Annotated in this window: 15 protein-coding genes, 1 tRNA gene and 1 pseudogene; 15 read left to right on the plus strand and 2 right to left on the minus strand. The window is 67.9% G+C overall.

The features are described from left to right. Positions 1–12 precede the first annotated feature (12 nt). Together QX204_RS33865 and QX204_RS33870 are read left to right on the plus strand one after the other, a co-directional pair. On the plus strand, positions 13–228 hold the full coding sequence (locus QX204_RS33865; protein ID WP_301904534.1) for a hypothetical protein: 216 nt from the start codon (positions 13–15) through the stop codon (positions 226–228). A 10-nt stretch (positions 229–238) separates the two neighbouring features. Continuing rightward, complete coding sequence (locus tag QX204_RS33870) at positions 239–985, plus strand: Fic family protein (RefSeq protein ID WP_301904535.1); 747 nt, start codon at positions 239–241, stop codon at positions 983–985. Positions 986–1,407: 422 nt separating this feature from the next. Here the strand turns inward: QX204_RS33870 and QX204_RS33875 are convergent. Further along, a pseudogene (locus QX204_RS33875) lies at positions 1,408–2,190 on the minus strand (HAD-IB family hydrolase); the annotation flags it as partial. Positions 2,191–2,616: 426 nt separating this feature from the next. Here QX204_RS33875 and ssd point away from each other — a divergent pair. The 7 genes from ssd to QX204_RS33910 all read left to right on the plus strand — a co-directional run bounded on the left by ssd (position 2,617) and on the right by QX204_RS33910 (position 7,714). Beyond that, positions 2,617–3,786, plus strand: coding sequence for a septum site-determining protein Ssd (gene ssd, locus QX204_RS33880; RefSeq protein ID WP_301904536.1), 1,170 nt, complete (start codon positions 2,617–2,619; stop codon positions 3,784–3,786). A 19-nt stretch (positions 3,787–3,805) separates the two neighbouring features. Beyond that, the gene (locus QX204_RS33885; protein WP_301904537.1) at positions 3,806–4,987 is read left to right on the plus strand and encodes a TadA family conjugal transfer-associated ATPase; all 1,182 of its coding nucleotides are present in this window, start codon (positions 3,806–3,808) and stop codon (positions 4,985–4,987) included. A 94-nt stretch (positions 4,988–5,081) separates the two neighbouring features. Continuing rightward, positions 5,082–5,837, plus strand: a complete 756-nt coding sequence (locus tag QX204_RS33890; protein ID WP_301904538.1) for a hypothetical protein — start codon at positions 5,082–5,084, stop codon at positions 5,835–5,837. 169 nt (positions 5,838–6,006) lie between these two features. Continuing rightward, complete coding sequence (locus QX204_RS33895) at positions 6,007–6,627, plus strand: type II secretion system F family protein (protein ID WP_301904539.1); 621 nt, start codon at positions 6,007–6,009, stop codon at positions 6,625–6,627. A 72-nt stretch (positions 6,628–6,699) separates the two neighbouring features. Next, the gene (locus tag QX204_RS33900; protein ID WP_056819118.1) at positions 6,700–6,909 is read left to right on the plus strand and encodes a DUF4244 domain-containing protein; all 210 of its coding nucleotides are present in this window, start codon (positions 6,700–6,702) and stop codon (positions 6,907–6,909) included. 41 nt (positions 6,910–6,950) lie between these two features. After that, positions 6,951–7,265, plus strand: a complete 315-nt coding sequence (locus QX204_RS33905) for a TadE family type IV pilus minor pilin (RefSeq protein WP_301904540.1) — start codon at positions 6,951–6,953, stop codon at positions 7,263–7,265. 68 nt (positions 7,266–7,333) lie between these two features. After that, complete coding sequence (locus tag QX204_RS33910) at positions 7,334–7,714, plus strand: Rv3654c family TadE-like protein (protein WP_301904542.1); 381 nt, start codon at positions 7,334–7,336, stop codon at positions 7,712–7,714. Positions 7,715–8,015: 301 nt separating this feature from the next. Here QX204_RS33910 and QX204_RS33915 read toward each other — a convergent pair whose 3' ends face one another. Further along, a complete protein-coding gene (locus QX204_RS33915; protein ID WP_301904543.1) occupies positions 8,016–10,406 on the minus strand; it encodes a DNA 3'-5' helicase SftH in 2,391 nt (796 codons plus the stop codon). 435 nt (positions 10,407–10,841) lie between these two features. Between QX204_RS33915 and QX204_RS33920 the strand changes: the two genes are divergently transcribed. The 6 genes from QX204_RS33920 (at position 10,842) to QX204_RS33945 (ending at position 17,739) form a co-directional block, all read left to right on the plus strand. Further along, entirely contained in the window at positions 10,842–11,048 is a 207-nt protein-coding gene (locus QX204_RS33920) for a cold-shock protein (protein WP_019044597.1), read from the plus strand. A gap of 237 nt (positions 11,049–11,285) precedes the next feature. After that, positions 11,286–14,222: a type I DNA topoisomerase gene (gene topA / locus QX204_RS33925; RefSeq protein WP_301904545.1), complete on the plus strand. Its 2,937-nt coding sequence runs from the start codon at positions 11,286–11,288 to the stop codon at positions 14,220–14,222. 90 nt (positions 14,223–14,312) lie between these two features. Further along, positions 14,313–15,512 carry a DNA polymerase III subunit delta' gene (locus QX204_RS33930; protein WP_301904546.1) on the plus strand — a complete coding sequence of 400 codons (1,200 nt, stop codon included), beginning with the start codon at positions 14,313–14,315 and terminating at the stop codon, positions 15,510–15,512. A 58-nt stretch (positions 15,513–15,570) separates the two neighbouring features. After that, positions 15,571–15,643: transfer RNA gene (locus QX204_RS33935), tRNA-Thr, on the plus strand. A gap of 132 nt (positions 15,644–15,775) precedes the next feature. Then, the gene (locus QX204_RS33940; protein WP_301904548.1) at positions 15,776–16,357 is read left to right on the plus strand and encodes an ArsR/SmtB family transcription factor; all 582 of its coding nucleotides are present in this window, start codon (positions 15,776–15,778) and stop codon (positions 16,355–16,357) included. Between the two features lie 8 nt (positions 16,358–16,365). Continuing rightward, positions 16,366–17,739, plus strand: coding sequence for an alpha/beta hydrolase family protein (locus QX204_RS33945; RefSeq protein ID WP_301904549.1), 1,374 nt, complete (start codon positions 16,366–16,368; stop codon positions 17,737–17,739). Positions 17,740–17,772: the final 33 nt, after the last annotated feature.

The raw sequence follows: 17,772 nt of genomic DNA on the forward strand, positions 1-17,772 counted from the left end.
CGGCGGCGTACCGTGGGCTCGTCCGAGGTGGTGCGGTGTGGATCGCAGGGGTTGGAGACGCCGGTGGATCGGATCGACGCGGAACGGCTGGCCGAGCGGGAAGCGCGGCGGCGCAGGGCGGTGACCCCGGCGGCCAAGCGGCTCGCCGAGGTGCCGTGGCCCGATCGCAGCTGGCCGACGGTGCGCGGGCTATACGTGACCGTGGGGGCCGCACTGTACGAGCGGTAACCTCCATGCCGTGACTGATCCGCTGCAGCCCCTGGTCGACCTGCCCGGCGTGCGCGAGGCCGCCGACAAGGCGCGCGACGCGCTCGCGGCCGTGCATCGGCACAAGTCGAACCGACGCGGCTGGGCGACCACCGCCGCCGAAGCCGCCGTCCGGGCCGCCCGTTCCTCGGCGGCCATCGAAGGCGCGAGCACCGACCTGCCCGCCGACGGCCAGGTCAGCGATCCGGTGCTGGCCGGCGCGTTGCGGGTGGGTCAGGCGCTCGACGGTGACGCGCTCACCAACCTCGTCGGGACCTGGCGGCGCGCGCCGCTGCAAGCGCTGGCACGGCTGCACCTGCTCGCCGCCGCCGACATGGTGACCGATGAGCAGGAGCTCGGCCGCCCGCGTTCGGCTCCCGGCGTCGCCGAACGGCTGGACATGCTCGCACAAACCGTCCAGTCGAGTAAGGCGCCCGCCCCGGTGGTCGCCGCGATCGTGCACGGCGAGCTGCTGTCGCTGCGTCCGTTCGGCACCGGCGACGGTGTGGTCGCGCGCGCTGCCTCGCGCCTGGTCGCGGTGGCCAGCGGATTGGATCCGCACAGCCTCGGCGTGCCCGAGGTGTTCTGGTTGCGCCGCCGTCAGGCCTACCTCGACGCGGCCGCCGGATTCGGCATGGGCACCGCGGAGGGCGTCGGCGGCTGGGTGCTGTTCTGCGCGGGGGCGCTGGAAGACGGTGCCCGCGAAGCGAACTCGATCGCCGACGCGGCGGCGGGCTGAGCCGGCCGCACACATCGAAACGGGCGGCGTTGTCGATTGCTCGACCTCACCGCCCGCTAGCACGGAACACCCGGTTACCAAGCGTGCAGGGTGGGTTGTGTTCGGTGGCCTCGGCGATCATCCCAACCCCGCCGGTTCATCCCCGCAACCTGTGCGAGGCCTTCGCCGACGTCGGCTCGAATTTCGCAGGCCCACAACTCTTTCGGCCTTGTCGCGGCGCGCTCCGCGTGGGTGCCTGGTGTCCGTGCTGGGAAGGGTGGGATGGGAGGCGAAACCTTCTCTTCCGGCTCCGTCTTGGCCTTCCGTCCTTCCGTGCCTCCATTCTTACACTGTGACGGCACTCACATCAAGGGTTTCGAGAGCATTACCGAATCCCGGTGAATTCGGCGTGTCGCTCGGAGATTCATGCTGGCGAGAGCCGGTCAGCGCCGTTTGCGGAGCAATCGGTAGCTGATCGCTCCGGCGATGATCGCGCTCAGTCCGACGGCGGCCGTCGCGGCGACGGTGGTGGTCGACGGCGCCTGGAATCGCGACCACAGCGAGACCGGATTGGAGAACGTGAGCACCGGCCAGCCACGGCTCGCCGCTTCCTTGCGCAGCGCGCGATCGGGGTTCACCGCGGTCGGATGCCCGACGGCGCTCAGCATCGGGACATCGGTCACGGAGTCGGAGTAGGCGTAGCACCGCGACAGGTCGTAGCCCTGTTCGGCGGCGAGTTTCTCGATCGCGGCGACCTTGCCCTCGCCGTAGCAGTAGAACTCGATGTCGCCGGTGTACTTGCCGTCCTCGACCACCATCCGGGTCGCCTCGGTGTGCGAGGCGCCGAGCACCTCCGCGATCGGCCCGACGATCTCCTCGCCGGAGGCCGAGACGATCACCACATCATGTCCGCGGATCTTGTGATCGGCGATCAGATCGGCGGCCTCGGCGTAGATCAGCGGGTCGACCAGATCGTGAAGTGTCTCGGCGACAATGCTTTTCACCTGCTCCACATCCCACCCCGCGCACATGTTCGCGAGGTTTGCCCGCATCCGTTCCATCTGGTCGTGATCGGCACCGGAAAGGAGGAACAAAAAGTGTGCGTAGCTGCTCTCCAGCACGGCTCTGCGGTTGAGCAGACCCTGTGCGTAGAAGGGTTTGCTGAACACGAACGCGCTCGACTTCGCGATCACCGTTTTGTCGAGATCGAAGAACGCGGCCACCCGCCCACCCGGCACCGGGCCCGAGCCCGATTTGCCGAGTCTTGTGTCCGTAGGCGAGGTCTGGTCGCGTTCTGGCGTCACGTCAACAGAATAGGCACGACCTGCGCTCACCGCAGATTCGACTGTCCGCACCGTGGAAAAGGGTTTGCCCCGAGGACGCCCGGCGGCGCGAATCGCCGAAGAATGTCGGCGAATGCTACTTGCGCCCGAAGCAGGGGGTGGGTGTAGTATTGCTGGCACCTGGACTTAGTCCAGGCGCGTTCAGCCCGACCCCCCGGGGCTGAACCCGACGGCCCCAGCCTCCTCCCCCCCGGCTGGGGCCGTCCTCTATTTCCGGGACGATCGTCAAAGTTCTCCACACCCCCGAGTTATCCACAATCGCCCTTTTCGGGGTGTTGATAACCTCCTCGCTCGGCGACGCTGAGTCGCATGAACCCAGCCCCGATACGCAGTGGCTCCCCACCCATCGCGCCCGCTCTCGTGCTCGTGCGTGACGATCGGTTGCGTGCGGAGGTACGCCGAGTCGCGGCGGCCGCCGAGCGTGTCACCGACGAACGGGTGATGCCGGTCGGCAGACACGCGTGGGCAGGGGCCGGGATGGTGATCCTCGATACCGCCGCCGCTGTTTCGGCCACAGTCGCCGGCTGTCCGCGCCGGTCGGGCGTGGTCCTGGTCACCGAGGGGGAGCCCGCCGTGCCCGACTGGCAGGCGGCGACCGCGGTGGGCGCCGAGCGTGTCGTCGCGTTGCCCTCGGGCGCTGTCGCACTGGTCGAACAGTTCGCCGAACACGCTGAATCCCGCACGGGGGAAGGGATAGTCGTCGCGGTGGTAGGCGCGGGTGGCGGCGCCGGGGCATCCACGCTCGCCGCGGCCACCGCGCTGCGCGGGGCCGCCCGCCGGATCCGTCGCGACACGGTGCTGATCGACGGCGCCCCGCTCGACGGCGGGATAGATCTGGTGTTGGGCATGGAGAACGTGCCAGGGCTGCGATGGCCCGACCTGATCATCGAGGACGGCCGGGTGTCGGCCGCGGCACTGCACAATGCGTTGCCCGCCGCGTCTGCGGGCTTGGCGGTGCTGTCCTGCGGGCGAGCGCGCCCCGATGTCGCAGGCCAGGGTAGGTCACCGACTGTCTCTGCTGCCGCGGCCGAGCACTCGCGGATCGGCAGCTCATCGACCGAGCTGTCGCCGGCGGCAGTGCGCGCGGTCATCGAATCCGGCAGGGATGCGGGCGATCTCGTCGTCTGCGATGTCTCGTCCGAGCGCGGCCCCGCGGCCGACGCGATGCTCGACGCCGCCGACCTGGTCGTCCTCATCGTGCCGGCGCGGCTGCGCTCCATCGCCGCGGCGGAAGTCGTCTCGGCATATCTGGGCGAACGAAACCCCAACCGAGGCTTGATTGTTCGTGGGCCGGCGCCGGGCGGTCTGCGTGGCACGGAAGTGGCGGAGCTGCTCGGGTTGCCGCTCCTGGCCGCGGTTCGCGGACAAGCCGGGCTGGCATCGCGCCTCGAACGCGGAGGGCTGAGTGTGCGTCGTCGTGGCCCGCTACGCGACGCCGCCGACGCCGTCCTGGCGATGGTCGGAGCTGAGGCCTCGTGATTACTTCCGCGAGCGCGCTATGACCACCTTCGTCACCGTCGATCTCCTCGAACGCGTCCGTGAGCGACTTGCCGAACATCCGGGTGTTCCTGACGCCGCACAACTCGCGGCCGCGATCCGTACCGAAGCGGGCGGTGTGCTCGCCGACACCGACCTGCTCCGAGCTCTGCGTCTGCTGCAAACCGAGATGACCGGGGCGGGGCTGCTCGAACCGTTGCTGCACGATCCTCGGGTCGCCGATGTGCTTGTCACAGCGCCGGATTCGGTCTGGGTAGACCGTGGGCGCGGGCTGGAGCTGACCGATGTCCGCTTCGCCGACGAAGCCGCTGTTCGCCGCCTCGCCCAGCGCCTGGCTCTGGCAGCGGGCCGCCGACTCGACGACGCCCAACCCTGGGTCGACGGCAAACTCGCCGGAACCGAAGCGGCCCTCGGCGACGCGTTCGGCGTGCGACTGCACGCGGTGCTGGCACCGGTCGCCCATGACGGCACCTGCCTCTCCCTGCGCATACTCCGTCCGGCCACCCAGGGCCTCGACGCGCTCGCCGCCGCCGGTTCGATTCCCCCGGACGCCCGCCGACTACTCGGCGACATCGTCCGCGCCCGCCTCGCCTTCCTCGTCGTAGGCGGTACCGGCGCAGGGAAGACCACCCTGCTCTCGGCGTTGCTCGCCGCCGTAGATCCCGCGGAACGAATCGTGTGCGTCGAAGACGCCGCCGAACTCGCTCCGGTCCATCCCCATGTCGTACGCCTGGTCGCTCGGACCGCCAATGTCGAAGGGGTGGGCGCTGTTACGGTCCGCGATCTGGTCCGCCAGGCATTGCGCATGCGCCCGGACCGCATAGTCGTCGGCGAGGTGCGCGGCGCCGAAGTCGTCGACCTGCTGACCGCACTCAACACCGGTCACGACGGCGGCGCGGGGACGGTCCATGCCAACTCGCCCCAGGAGGTCCCCGCTCGGCTGGAAGCGCTGGCAGCCCTGGGCGGTATGGACCGCGCAGCCCTCCACAGCCAACTGGCGGCTGCGGTTCAGGTGGTCCTGCACGTCCACCGGCGATCAGACGGTACCCGCGCGCTTCGCGAAATCGGGGTCCTGCAACGAGATTCCGACGGCGTCCACATCGCCCCCGCCTGGCGATCGGACAACCACCCGACTCCCGCGGTCGGTGAACTCCAGCGACTACTCGAGGTGCGACTCGGATGAGAAGTCGGCAGCGGGGGATCGGTGACCGAACAGCAGGTTTCGTAAAGAAGGGGGTGAGTTCGTGGGTAGCGCGTTGCTCTGTTGTGCGGTGGCGATGCTGGTTCTTCCCGTGGCGGGCGGGCAACGGCGGTTCACGCGGTTGTTCGGCGCGGGCGGGCGCGGTGCACCGAAGCGGGTGCCTGTGGAGTGGTGTGCAGGAATCGGAATCGGTTGTACGGCATTCGCGTTCGGCCCCGGTGTCGGCCTCGCGGCTCTCATGCTGGGAGCCACTGTGGCCGTGCGGAGGCGGCGCGGTCGAGGTGACCGCGAGCGACGCCGCGAATGTGGATATCTACTGGCCGGACTCGAAGCCGTGGTCGGCGAGCTCCGTGTCGGTGCGCACCCGAGCGCGGCGGCCGAATCCGCCGCAGGGGAATCGCGGGGCGAAGCCGCGCGCGTACTGGCGATCAGCGCGGGCCGCAGCCGCCTCGGCGGGTCCGGCGCCGACGGCTGGGTTCAACCGGATTCGGTTGTCGCCGAGGAACTGTCGAGGGTCGCCGCCGCTTGGCGAGTGGCCGAAGACCACGGCCTTGCCCTGGCGGAACTGCTCTCGGCCGCCAGATCGGACCTACTCGGTCGCATCCGCTTTCGAGACCGCACCGAAGCCGCACTGGCCGGCGCCCGAGCCTCGGCCACCGTCCTCGCGGGCCTCCCGGTGGTCGGCATCGGCCTGGGTCAGCTGATGGGCGCCGCTCCACTCACCATCCTGTTCACATCCTCAGCCGGCGAACTACTTCTTCCACTGGGTGCTGCCCTCGCCTGCTGTGGACTCCTGTGGACAGATGTCATCACCCGCAAGAGCACAGCCTGACTCGCCCATCGCTGCCGAACGGTTGGCGGAGGTGGCGGACTCGAATGCCTGTGGACAGATGTGCGTCCCACCAGACCGCGAGCTGACCGCATGGTGTTCGGGAGGTCGGCTCGGATCAGGTGGGGACAAGTGTGGATCAAACTTCGAGGAGGGATTGCTAGTGCAGGGGATGGCTGGAGTTGCTTCACCGGAGGCGTTGCTGATCGCGGCGCTAGCGATCGTGGTGTTACCAGGGCGCGTTGCCGTCAGTCGACGGGTACGTGCGCTCGGACCGGCGTCAGTTGGCATTGCCGGTGCACAGGGAAACGCTGTGAAGGTCGACCCCCTCGGGTCTGCCTCCGCATTCGATCTGCTGGCCGCGTGTCTACGAGCGGGACTGCCGATGGCCGCGGCCGCGCGAGCGAGCGCCCCGACCGCACCGCCGATTCTTCGGGCCGCATTGCTCAGGGCCGCAGACCTTCTCGCGCTGGGCGCCGATCCGGCGACGGCATGGGAGCGGGCGGCCACCGACGCCGCCGGGTCTGTCGGCGCCGATGACGTGGAGTCGCTGGCCAGGATGGCCCGCCGTTCGGCTCGCTCCGGTGCCTCGCTGGCGACGGCGGTCGGCGAACTGGCCACCCAGCGCCGAGAGGCCGTGGAGGACGCTGCCGTCGCACGCGCCGAACGCGCGGGCGTGCTGATCGGCGGCCCGCTCGGCCTGTGCTTCCTGCCCGCTTTCGTCTGTCTCGGCATCGTCCCGGTCGTCATCGGCCTCGCGGACAGCGTGCTCGGCGACGGAGGACTGCTGTGACCGGCCTCGACGAGGCCACCGACGCTTCACCGCGCGGACCAGCCGCGCGGTGCAACCAGAGAGGGGATCACGATGACGTTCGTCCACGCCGTATACCTGGGGGCCCGCACTCGATTCACGCGTCTGCTGCTCGACGACGACGGCATGTCCACCGCGGAATACGCAATCGGCACGATCGCCGCCGCAGCCTTCGGGGCCGTGCTCTATGGGGTCGTCACCGGGGACAGCATCGTCAACGCGCTGACCGGCATCATCGACAAGGCGCTCAACACGAGCGTGTAAACCACCGCGACACAAGCACTCTCGGTGCCGATGCGGGTGCGGTGACGGTCGAGGCCGCCATCGCCCTCGCGGCTCTGGTGTGCGCCGTAGCCCTGTGCGTCGGTGCCCTCCTCGCGGGATCCACCCAGGTGCGCTGCACCGACGCGGCCCGCGAGACCGCCCGCCTGGCCGCTCGCGGCGACACTTCGCGCGCGATCACCGCGGGCAAGACCGTAGCCCCGTCCGGGGCGAGCGTCGAACTCCGGATCGAAGGAGAGCGAGTAATAGCCACCGTCACCGCGAGCACTCCGCTCCTGCCCGGCCTGCGGCTGCGCGCCGAAGCCGTAGCCGTCACCGAGCCGGGAGTGGAACCGTGACGGCAAGCCACGATAGATCGGGAAATGCGCAGATCCGGGCGGCGAAGCTGACGCACGAGTCCGGGTCGGTGTCCCGGAGCTCGGTGTGGCGTGGGCTGGCTGGGGATGCCGGCGGGGCGACGGTGTTCGTCTGCGTGGCGTTGGCGGGATTGATCTGCCTGACATTGTCGGTGGGGCAAGTGGGCGCGGTGGTGGTGGCACGGCACCGGGCGCAGGGAGCCGCTGATCTGGGGGCGTTGGCCGCGGCGGGGATGCTGGCGGAGGGCGCCGAGTCGGGTTGTGGAGAGGCCGGGGAGATTGCTCGGCGGATGGGGGTTCGGGTGCGGCGGTGCGCGGTCGCGCAGTGGGATGTTGTTGTCGAGGTCGAGGCGAATGTATCGGCGGGAGTGTTCGGCTTGCGCACTGTGCGGGCTTCGGCACGCGCGGGTCCGGTGGAAGAGAATGAGTGACTCGGAAGGGTTATCACTGGTCGGTGGTTGTTCCGCCCCGAACCAATTCTGAATTTGCAGGAAGCGCATTTGCGCTATTTCATGCGCATTCTTTGATCTGGGCCTGAAAAAAATGAAAAGAACGATGTAGCCCCACCCGGTGATCCCGGTTGGCTATGGACCAGTTAATAGAAGAGTGGTCCTTTTTAATCAGCGGCCGGGTGCCTGTCGCTATATCTTCGCTGGTCAACACCAATTCGGACGAGTGACCAACATTCTTTGGGTGAGGTGTATCGCCGGTCACGTAGTGGGTTGGTGCACATCATGTGTCGGCAGGCCCGTCGCGGTGGGTCCGAAGTTCGCTGAGAACAGCGGCCAGCAAGCGTTCGGCAGCGTCCTTGTCCAGGGGGTTGTTGCCGTTGCCGCACTTGGGCGACTGCACGCACGAGGGACACCCGTCCTGGCACGCACAGCTGCCGATCACACTCGCGGTGGCGGCCAACCAGTCCGTGAGCTGGGCGAATCCCCGCTCGGCGAAGCCGGCGCCGCCGGGCTGCCCGTCGTAGACGAACACCGTCGGCGCGCCTGTATCGGGATGTTCGGCGATGGAGACACCGCCGATATCCCAGCGGTCGCAGCCCGCGACCAGCGGCAACATGCCGATGGCGGCATGCTCGGCCGCGTGTAGCGCGCCGGGTAGCTGCTCGTCGGAGATGTTCGCGGCGGCGAGCAGCCGGGGCGTGACGGTATAGAGGACAGCCTTGGTGTGCAGCGTGTGCGCGGGCAGATCGAGCTCCACCTGGTCGAGCACCTCACCGGTCACCAGCGTCCGCAGGTAACCGACGACCTGATTGGTGACCGCGACCTGCGCGGACGCCGCGGTCACCGCGCCGAACACGCGTTCCTCGATCACCCCTTCGACGGTGATCGAGGTGATCTGCCGGGAACTGGTGGTGAAGCCGGGATCCACCTCGTTGACGAACGCGACCCCGCCCTCGAGGTCGAGCTCGTCGACGAGATAGGTCTCGCCCTGGTGCAGATATACAGCCCCCGTGTGCAGGGTGGCCGGTGCTCGGCCCGCGTCGGCGGTGCCGAGCAGTCGTCCGGTTTCGGCGTCGACGATCGCGACCGGCGAACCGAGCCCGCCGCGCACATCCACGTCGTCGTGTGGGTGGGTGTGCGCGGTGACATGCCAGCGCGCACCCACGCCACGGATACTCGGCCTGCGCCGGATCAACCCCTGTTCAGCCAGGTCAGCAAGCACTTCATCGGCTCTGAGCTCGCTCACCTCTTCGTCGGTGAGCGGCAGCTCCATCGCGGCGCACAGCAGCTGGGGGCCGAGGATATAGGGGTTGTACGGGTCGGTGATGGTGGCCTCGATCGGCCGGTCGAGCAGCGCTTCCGGGTGGTGAACCAGGTAGGTGTCGAGCGGGTCGTCGGTAGCCACGAGCACCACCAGCGAACCTTGTGACCGCCTACCCGCCCGCCCGGCCTGCTGCCAGAACGAGGCGACCGTCCCGGGAAAACCGGCGATGACCACGGCATCGAGGCCCGCGATGTCGACACCGAGTTCGAGCGCGTTGGTACTGGCGGCGCCGAGCAAGGTCCCCTGCGACAGCGACTGCTCGAGTTCGCGCCGGTCTTCGGCCAGATAGCCAGCCCGATAGGCGGCAACTCTTTCTTGCAGCTCAGGGGCAGTTTCGGCAAGAACGCGACGAGTGTCGAGCGCGATCAGTTCAGCACCGCGCCGCGAGCGGACAAAGGTGAGAGTCCGAGCGCCCTCGGCCACCAGCGCCGCCATGATCTTGGCTGCCTCGCTGGTCGCGGTCCGCCGCACCGGCGCCCCGTTCTCCCCGGTCAGGGAGGCGCTCAGCGGTGGCTCCCAGAGCGCGACGGTCCGGGCGCCGCGCGGCGACCCGTCCTCGGTGACAGCCACGACCTGCGCGCCGATCAGCCTGCTCGCCGCCGCGGCCGGATCGGCGCTGGTGGCCGAGCACAGGATGAACACCGGATCGGCGCCGTAGAACCGGGCGAGGCGACGCAGCCTGCGCAGCACCAGCGCGACATGCGAACCGAACACTCCTCTATACGCATGGCATTCGTCGACGACCACATACCGCAGGTTGCGAAGCACCCGTGCCCAGCGCTGATGCGAGCGGAGAATCCCGACGTGCAGCATGTCGGGATTGGTGAAGATCCAGCGTGCGTTGGCCCGTACCCACTGCCTGACCTCGGCGGGAGTGTCGCCGTCGTAGCTCGCCGGGTGGGCCTCACGCAGGGGATTGTCGTGGATCAGGCTGCCGACGGCGCGGAGCTGATCGGCGCCGAGCGCCTTGGTGGGGGAGAGGTAGAGCGCGGTGGCGCGCGGCTCGTCGAGCAGCGCGGTGAGCACCGGCAACTGGTAGCCGAGCGATTTCCCTGACGCGGTTCCGGTGCTCACCACCACGTGGTTTCCGGTCGCCGCGAGGTCGGCCGTGCGGGTCTGGTGTGCCCACGGCAGTTCGATTCCCTGTGCGTCCAGAGCTGTGACCAGCTCCGATGGCACCCAGTCCGGCCACGCTGTGGTGTCGGCGCGCTGTGCGGGCAGCTCCGCCACGTGGGTGAGCGGGTCGCCGCCGGCGGCCGCTTCGGTCAGGACACGATTCAGCAACGATCGCCCGTAGCTATCGCTCGTATCGCGCTCCCGAACGCCGGTCCGGTCTGCCGGATTCATCCAGTCCTCCTCTCACGCGACACGCGAAGTGTGAAACGTGTGTGTGCGACAACCACTACCTGGTATTTCGTAACCCAGTAGCGATCTGGGTCACAGCATGTTTGCTGGAAGCTCACTCGGTTATCAAGAAGCAAACAGACCAAAAGTACGGATACACCCAATCTCTCCCTTACCTGCACATTCGCAAGATCATGAATTTTGCAAATACTCGGTAACTCGACTGTCGAATTGCTCAGAGACATGGTTCACTGGGTCTCGGTCGCAAGCTTCTGTGTTCGAGGGACGGATCCAAGGTCCAAACCATCAGCAGGATCGTTGTTGCGAACGCCGTGCTCAGGATTTCCTTGCAGGGGGACCAACGGTACAGCGGTCGGAACGGGCCCGGTGGACGAACCCAGTTGTCCGCCGTTTCCGGTAGAAAGAGAAGGAAACAGAATGGCACAGGGAACTGTGAAGTGGTTCAACGCGGAGAAGGGGTTCGGCTTCATCGCGCCCGAGGACGGCTCAGCTGACGTCTTCGTCCACTACTCGGAGATCCAGGGCACGGGCTTCCGTACCCTCGAGGAAAACCAGAAGGTCGAGTTCGAGGTCGGCCAGGGCACCAAGGGCCCGCAGGCCACCGGCGTTCGCGCGCTCTCCTGAGCTGCGAAACACAACAACGCCTCGTCCCCCTCCTCCGCATGCGGAGGAGGGGGACGAGTCATTTCCGGGTAGCATCGCCCAGGACAGCGCCCGCGACGTGAAACGCCGCAAATGCCTCTACCCCAAGTGCGCAGGGTATAAACGTCACTGGTGGTGATGTCCGAACGTCGCCGTCTGCCCCAGCCGCGCACCGAGCGGACCTCCCGACGCGCGGATCTAGAAGGAAGGTGTTCGCCGGTGGCAACACGAGACCGCAGTTCAGCCGATCAGGGCCGACCCCTGCGTCGTCTCGTGATCGTCGAGTCGCCGACCAAGGCCCGCAAGATCGCGCCCTATCTGGGTCGCAACTACACGGTCGAGGCCTCGGTGGGCCACATCCGTGACTTGCCGCGCGGTGCCGCCGACGTGCCTGCCAAATATAAAGGGCAACCGTGGGCTCGCCTCGGTGTCGACGTCGACCACGACTTCGAGCCGATCTATGTGGTGAACCCGGATAAGAAGGCCAAGGTCGCCGAGCTCAAGAGCTTGCTGGCCGACGCCGACGAGCTCTATCTCGCCACCGACCCCGACCGTGAGGGCGAGGCGATCGCCTGGCACCTGCTCGAAACGCTCAAGCCGAAGGTCCCGGTTCGCCGGATGGTCTTCCACGAGATCACCGAGCCGGCCATCCTCGCCGCCGCCGCCGACACGCGCGAGCTCGATAACGACCTGGTAGACGCCCAGGAGACCCGCCGCATCCTGGACCGCCTCTACGGCTACGAGGTCTCTCCGGTGCTGTGGAAGAAGGTCATGCCGCGGCTTTCCGCCGGTCGCGTGCAGTCCGTCGCCACCCGGGTGATCGTCCAGCGTGAGCGTGAGCGCATCGCGTTCCGCTCCGCCGGGTACTGGGATATCGCCGCAAAGCTCGACGCGGGTCCCGACGAGAAGTCCGATTCGACCAACCCGCGCACGTTCGGCGCGCGCCTGGTTCAGGTCTCCGGCGACCGCGTCGCCTCCGGTCGCGATTTCGGCTCCGACGGTCAGCTCAAGTCGGCCACCGGTGTCGTCGTGCTCGACGAGGCCTACGCCCGCAGGCTGGCCGAGGCGCTCGACGGCGCCGCGCTCGAAGTCAGCTCGGCCGAGGCCAAGCCCTACACGCGCAAGCCGTATCCGCCGTTCATGACCTCCACGTTGCAGCAGGAAGCGGGTCGCAAGCTGCGGTTCACCTCCGAGCGCACGATGCGGGTCGCGCAGCGGCTGTATGAAAACGGCTACATCACCTATATGCGTACCGACTCCACGACGCTGTCGGAGTCGGCCATCGCGGCAGCACGCTCGCAGGCGACCCAGCTCTACGGCGCGGAGTATGTCTCGCCGTCGCCGCGTCAGTACACCCGCAAGGTCAAGAACGCGCAGGAGGCACACGAGGCGATTCGTCCCTCGGGTGACACGTTCATGACGCCCGGTCAGCTGGCCTCCAAGGTCGACAACGACGAGTTCAAGCTCTACGAGATGATCTGGCAGCGCACGGTCGCCTCGCAGATGGTCGACGCCCGCGGCACCACGCTGACGCTGCGCATCACCGGCACCGCGCGAACCGGCGAGGAGTGCGTGTTCTCGTCCTCGGGTCGCACCATCACCTTCGCCGGGTTCCTCAAGGCCTACGTCGAGAGTGTGGACGAGGAGGCGGGCGGCCAGTCCGACGACGCCGAATCTCGTTTGCCCGCACTGGAAGAGGGCCAGAGCGTCACCGCCGTCGAACTCACCCCCGACGGCCACAGCACCAACCCGCCCGCCCGCTACACCGAAGCCTCGCTGATCAAGACGCTGGAAGACCTCGGCATCGGCCGCCCGTCGACCTACTCCTCGATCATCAAGACGATCCTCGATCGCGGATACGTCTACAAGCGCGGTAGCGCGCTGGCCCCGGCCTGGGTGGCGTTCGCGGTGGTGGGACTGCTCGAGGCCTACTTCGGTCGGCTCGTGGACTTCGACTTCACCGCCGCGATGGAAGACGACCTCGACGCGATCGCCGGTGGACGCGAGCAGCGCGGAAACTGGTTGTCCAGCTTCTACTTCGGCGGCGAATCCGGCGCCGAGGGTTCGGTCGCGCGCTCGGGTGGCCTGAAGAAGATGGTCTCCGTGCAGCTCGACGACATCGACGCGCGCGAAGTGAACTCGATCAAGATGTTCGTCGACGAAGAGGGCCGCGATGTCGTGGTCCGCGTCGGCCGCTTCGGTCCGTATCTCGAGCGGATGATCATCAATCCCGATGACCCCGAAGGTGATCGGATCTCGCAGCGGGCGAACCTGCCCGACGATCTGCCGCCCGACGAGCTGACTCCCGAGGTCGCCGAGAAGCTGTTCTCGACGCCGCAGGAGGGGCGTTCGCTCGGCGTCGACCCGGTGTCGGGGCACGAAATCGTCGCCAAGGAAGGACGTTTCGGCCCGTACGTCACCGAGGTACTGCCGGAACCGCCCGCACCCGACCCGGACGCCGCGCCCGCGAAGAAGACCAAGAAGGCCGCGGAGGTCAAGCCGCGCACCGGTTCGCTGTTCAAGTCGATGGACCTGGCCGAGATCACCCTCGACGACGCGCTGATGCTGCTGTCGTTGCCCCGCGTGGTCGGCAACGACCCCACCTCGGGCGAGGAGATCACCGCGCAGAACGGCCGCTACGGCCCGTATCTGAAGAAGGGCACCGATTCCCGTTCGCTGGCGACCGAGGATCAGCTGTTCTCGGTCACCCTCGAGGAGGCGCTGAAGCTCTACGCCGAGCCCAAGCGTCGCGGGCGTCAGGCCTCGGCCGCGGCACCGCTGCGTGAGCTGGGCAACGACTCCGCCACCGACAAGCCGATGGTGATCAAAGACGGCCGCTTCGGTCCGTACGTCACCGACGGCGAGACCAACGCCAGCCTGCGCAAGGGCGACGAGGTCGAGTCGATCACCGACGAGCGCGCCTCCGAACTGCTCGCCGATCGCCGGGCGCGTGGTCCGGTGAAGAAGGCGGCGAAGAAGACCACCGCGAAGAAGGCGGCCAAGAAGGCGCCGGCCAAGAAGGCCGCGGCGAAGTCGACCGCCACCAAGACGGCCACCAAGACCACGGCCAAGAAGACGACCGCGAAGAAGACCGCCGCCAAGAAGGCTCCGGCGAAGAAGGCCACAGCGAAATCCGCTGGGACAGAAGACGGTTGAGCTATCGGCGAAGCCGGCTACCGCATCCGCTGATTGTCGATGAACCAGGCGTCCGGAAGGCTGTCGGACCCCGTGGCTAGGGTGTAGCGCGTGGCAGGTGTCTTCGATCGACTGGTCGGCCAGGACGTGGTCGAGGCCGAGCTGGCCGCTGCCGCGAAGGCGGCGCGGGCCGGGGTGGTCACCGGGGCGATGACGCATTCGTGGCTGTTCACCGGGCCGCCCGGGTCGGGGCGGTCGGTCGCGGCGCTGTGTTTCGCGGCGGCGCTGGAGTGCACCGATCCCGACATCGTCGGCTGCGGGAAGTGCCACGCCTGCACCACCACGGTGGCCGGTACCCACGGCGACGTGCGGCGCATCATCCCCGAGGGTCTGAGCATCAGTACCAAGGAGATGCGGGCGATCGTGCAGATCGCGGCCCGTCGCCCGAGTACCGGTCGATGGCAGGTCGTGGTCGTCGAAGACGCCGACCGCCTGACCGAGGGCGCCGCCAATGCCTTGCTCAAGGTCGTCGAAGAACCACCGGACCGCACCGTCTTCCTGCTGTGCGCCCCCACCGTCGACCCCGAGGACATCTCCGTCACCCTGCGCTCGCGCTGCAGACACGTCCACCTGGTGACCCCGACCGTCCCCGCTATCGCACAGGTCCTGCGCGAGCGCGACCAACTCGACGCGAAGACCGCCGACTGGGCGGCTTCGGTCAGCGGCGGCCACGTCGGCCGCGCTCGCCGCCTCGCCACCGACGAAGATTCCCGCCAGCGACGCAAGCGCGCCCTCGCCCTGGTCATCGCGACCGAGCGCCCCGGCGCCGCCTACGCCGCCGCCGACGAACTGGTGAAATCCGCCGACGACGAAGCCAAGTTGATGAGCGCCGACCGCGACGACCGCGAACGCGACGAACTCGCCACCGCCCTCGGCGCAGGCGGTACCGGCAAGGGCTCCGCCTCGGCCACCCGCGGTTCGGCCGGTGTCCTCAAAGACCTGGAGCGCCGCCAGAAATCCCGTGCCACCCGCACCGGCCGCGACGCACTCGACCGCGCCCTCATCGACATCGCGGGCATGTACCGCGACGCCCTGGCCATGCGTTTCGCGGGTCGCGGCACCCCCATCACCCTCACCCACCCCGACATGGCAAGCGAGATCACCGACCTCGCCACCCATGTCCGCCCCGAAGGCCTCCTGCGCAGCATCGACGCCGTCCTGGCCTGCCGCGAAGCCCTCGACCTCAACGTCAAACCCCGCTTCGCCATCGCCGCCATGGTCGCCACCCTCATCGCCGTCCGCACCACCTGACCACCCGTTTTCGCGTTCTACCGGTTCCCGCGATAGACTCGCGTCGCCTAAATGGCACGCCGCCTTAGCTCAGTCGGTAGAGCGCTTCACTCGTAATGAAAAGGTCGGGGGTTCGATTCCCCCAGGCGGCTCTGAGGTCGAAGACCCTTTCCGGGAAACCGGGGAGGGTCTTTTGCTGTATTCAGGGACGATCGTGCCTCGGGCGGTTCCATGTTGCATAAAGTTCTTTGCAAACAAGTCTGTGCAAAGAGTACGTTGTAACTATGGTCGACGAGGTACCGCCCAGAGAGATCACCGATCCCGCGGCGCTGCGGGCGCTCGCGCATCCCTTGCGTCAGCGCATCCTGCGCGCGCTCGCCGAGAACGGGCCGGCGACCGCGACAGCGCTGGGGACTCGGCTGGGCGAGAACACCGGCGCGACCAGTTATCACCTGCGTCAGCTCGCCGAACACGGCTTCATCGAAGAGGCGCCCGAACTGGCCAAGGGTAAGGAACGGTGGTGGCGTTCGCCGCCGAAAGATCTGCGCTACCGGATGGATCGCGAACAGTCGCCGGAGTTGCGTGAGCTGATGGAAGGTCTTGTCGCCCAGCACATCACCGAGGACATCGAGATGTTCCAGCGTTTTCAGGCCGAGCGTGCCGAGTTGGGTGAGTGGGCCGACATGATGCCCTTCTCGCGCGGCGCGATCTACGCGACGCCTGCCGAACTCGAGGAATTCTTCGAGGACTACATGGTGCTGCTCAAGCGTTTTCAGCAGTCTCACCCGCAGGATCGCCCCGGCGCCCGCCGCGTGCTGACGCGCTTTCTCGCCTTTCCCGCACCTCGCACGAACACCGCAGACTAGGACATGGCGTGCTCTCGACCCTCCGACGAATCATCCTGCTCACCGTCATGATCGCCGCCGTCGCCGGATTTCCGGCGGCGCACGCGCAGAACACCGTCGCCGTCGACATCACGTTCACCCGCACAGACGGCACAACCACCTCCGGCACAGTGCACGCCCCGGCGGGAGCGACCGGTAGGCCGGGCGTCGTGCTCGTCCACGGCTCGGGCAACGGCAGCGGTGAGCACTACGACCTGATCGCCGAGGCGTTCGCCCGAGCGGGTGTCGTCGCGTTGCGCTACGACAAGCGCACCGAGGGATACACGCCTGCGCACCGCGACTATGCGCTCCTGGCCGACGATGCGCTGGCAGGGCTTGCCGCGCTGCGGAATCGGCCCGAAGTCGATCCGGCTCGAGTCGGTCTGTGGGGACTGTCGGAGGGCGGATGGGTCGCGCCACTGGCTGCTTCACGATCCACCGAGGCCGCCTTCTTGATCACGGTCGCCGCCAACTCGGCACAGCCCGCCGCGCAACAGGCGTGGGCCAACGAGACCAGGTTCGGTGCGGCAGGCGTCCGCGGGTCGATGGTGGATGTATTGGCCCGCAACGGTATTCGCCAGCTGGTAGCCGCCGATCAATTCGCACAGGCCGACTACGACCCGATCCCGGTCCTGAAGAAGATCACGCAGCCGGTCCTCGCGATCTGGGGTGACCAGGACCGTCTCACCCCGCCCGGCGACAGTCTGCGCGGCTTCCAGGCCGCCTTCGACCACATCGGAAAAACGAACTACACGCTGCGCACTCTCCCGAACGCTCAGCACGCCGGACAGCCGACCACCGACGGCTTCGACAAACTTCCCGGGTTGGCGCCGGGATACGGCGAGCTCATGGGTGATTGGGTCAACGGTCTTCCCGGTTCGGCAACACCTCCGGCCGCGGATCAGCCTGCGGCACAGGGGCATCCGGTGCGAGCGTTGACCCCGGCCTCCTGGTGGGAATCGACCGCGGTGCAACTGACCCTGTTGTTCGGCACGATCCTGGCACTGAGCGGCTACGCGTTCACCGGGTTGGTCGGGCGTTGGCGGCTGCCCGATCCGCGACCCGCCCGAGTATTGGTGTGCGCGACAGCGATCGGCATCGTGGGCACTGTGGTCCAGCTCGGCTACATTCTCACCACCCGCGCGACCTCGTTCGGCCCCCTGTTGTTCGGCCGCACCCTGCCGTGGCTGGCATTGCAGCTGGTCGCGCTCGGTGCGGTGGTCGCCCTCGGGGTCGTGCTCGTCCGCGCCCGGCACACCCTGGGCGAAGCAAGCGCTGGTGCGCGGATCCGATGGGCCCTGTTGGTCTGCGGTGGAACAGGTTTCGTGCTCTGGGCACTGTATTGGGGTCTGCTGCTCCCCTGACCCGACGACAAAGGCCCCCGACGAGGTCGGGGG

Source organism: Nocardia sp. PE-7, assembly GCF_030486425.1.
GTDB lineage: Bacteria > Actinomycetota > Actinomycetes > Mycobacteriales > Mycobacteriaceae > Nocardia > Nocardia salmonicida_A.

Excerpts from the sequence above, each read along its gene's own strand:
- ssd (WP_301904536.1), top strand. The coding sequence starts at position 2,617 with ATGAACCCAGCCCCGATACGCAGTGGCTCCCCACCCATCGCGCCCGCT.
- QX204_RS33885 (WP_301904537.1), top strand. The coding sequence starts at position 3,806 with ATGACCACCTTCGTCACCGTCGATCTCCTCGAACGCGTCCGTGAGCGA.
- QX204_RS33890 (WP_301904538.1), top strand. The coding sequence starts at position 5,082 with ATGCTGGTTCTTCCCGTGGCGGGCGGGCAACGGCGGTTCACGCGGTTG.
- QX204_RS33895 (WP_301904539.1), top strand. The coding sequence starts at position 6,007 with ATGGCTGGAGTTGCTTCACCGGAGGCGTTGCTGATCGCGGCGCTAGCG.
- QX204_RS33900 (WP_056819118.1), top strand. The coding sequence starts at position 6,700 with ATGACGTTCGTCCACGCCGTATACCTGGGGGCCCGCACTCGATTCACG.
- QX204_RS33915 (WP_301904543.1), bottom strand. The coding sequence starts at position 10,406 with ATGAATCCGGCAGACCGGACCGGCGTTCGGGAGCGCGATACGAGCGAT.
- QX204_RS33920 (WP_019044597.1), top strand. The coding sequence starts at position 10,842 with ATGGCACAGGGAACTGTGAAGTGGTTCAACGCGGAGAAGGGGTTCGGC.
- QX204_RS33940 (WP_301904548.1), top strand. The coding sequence starts at position 15,776 with ATGGTCGACGAGGTACCGCCCAGAGAGATCACCGATCCCGCGGCGCTG.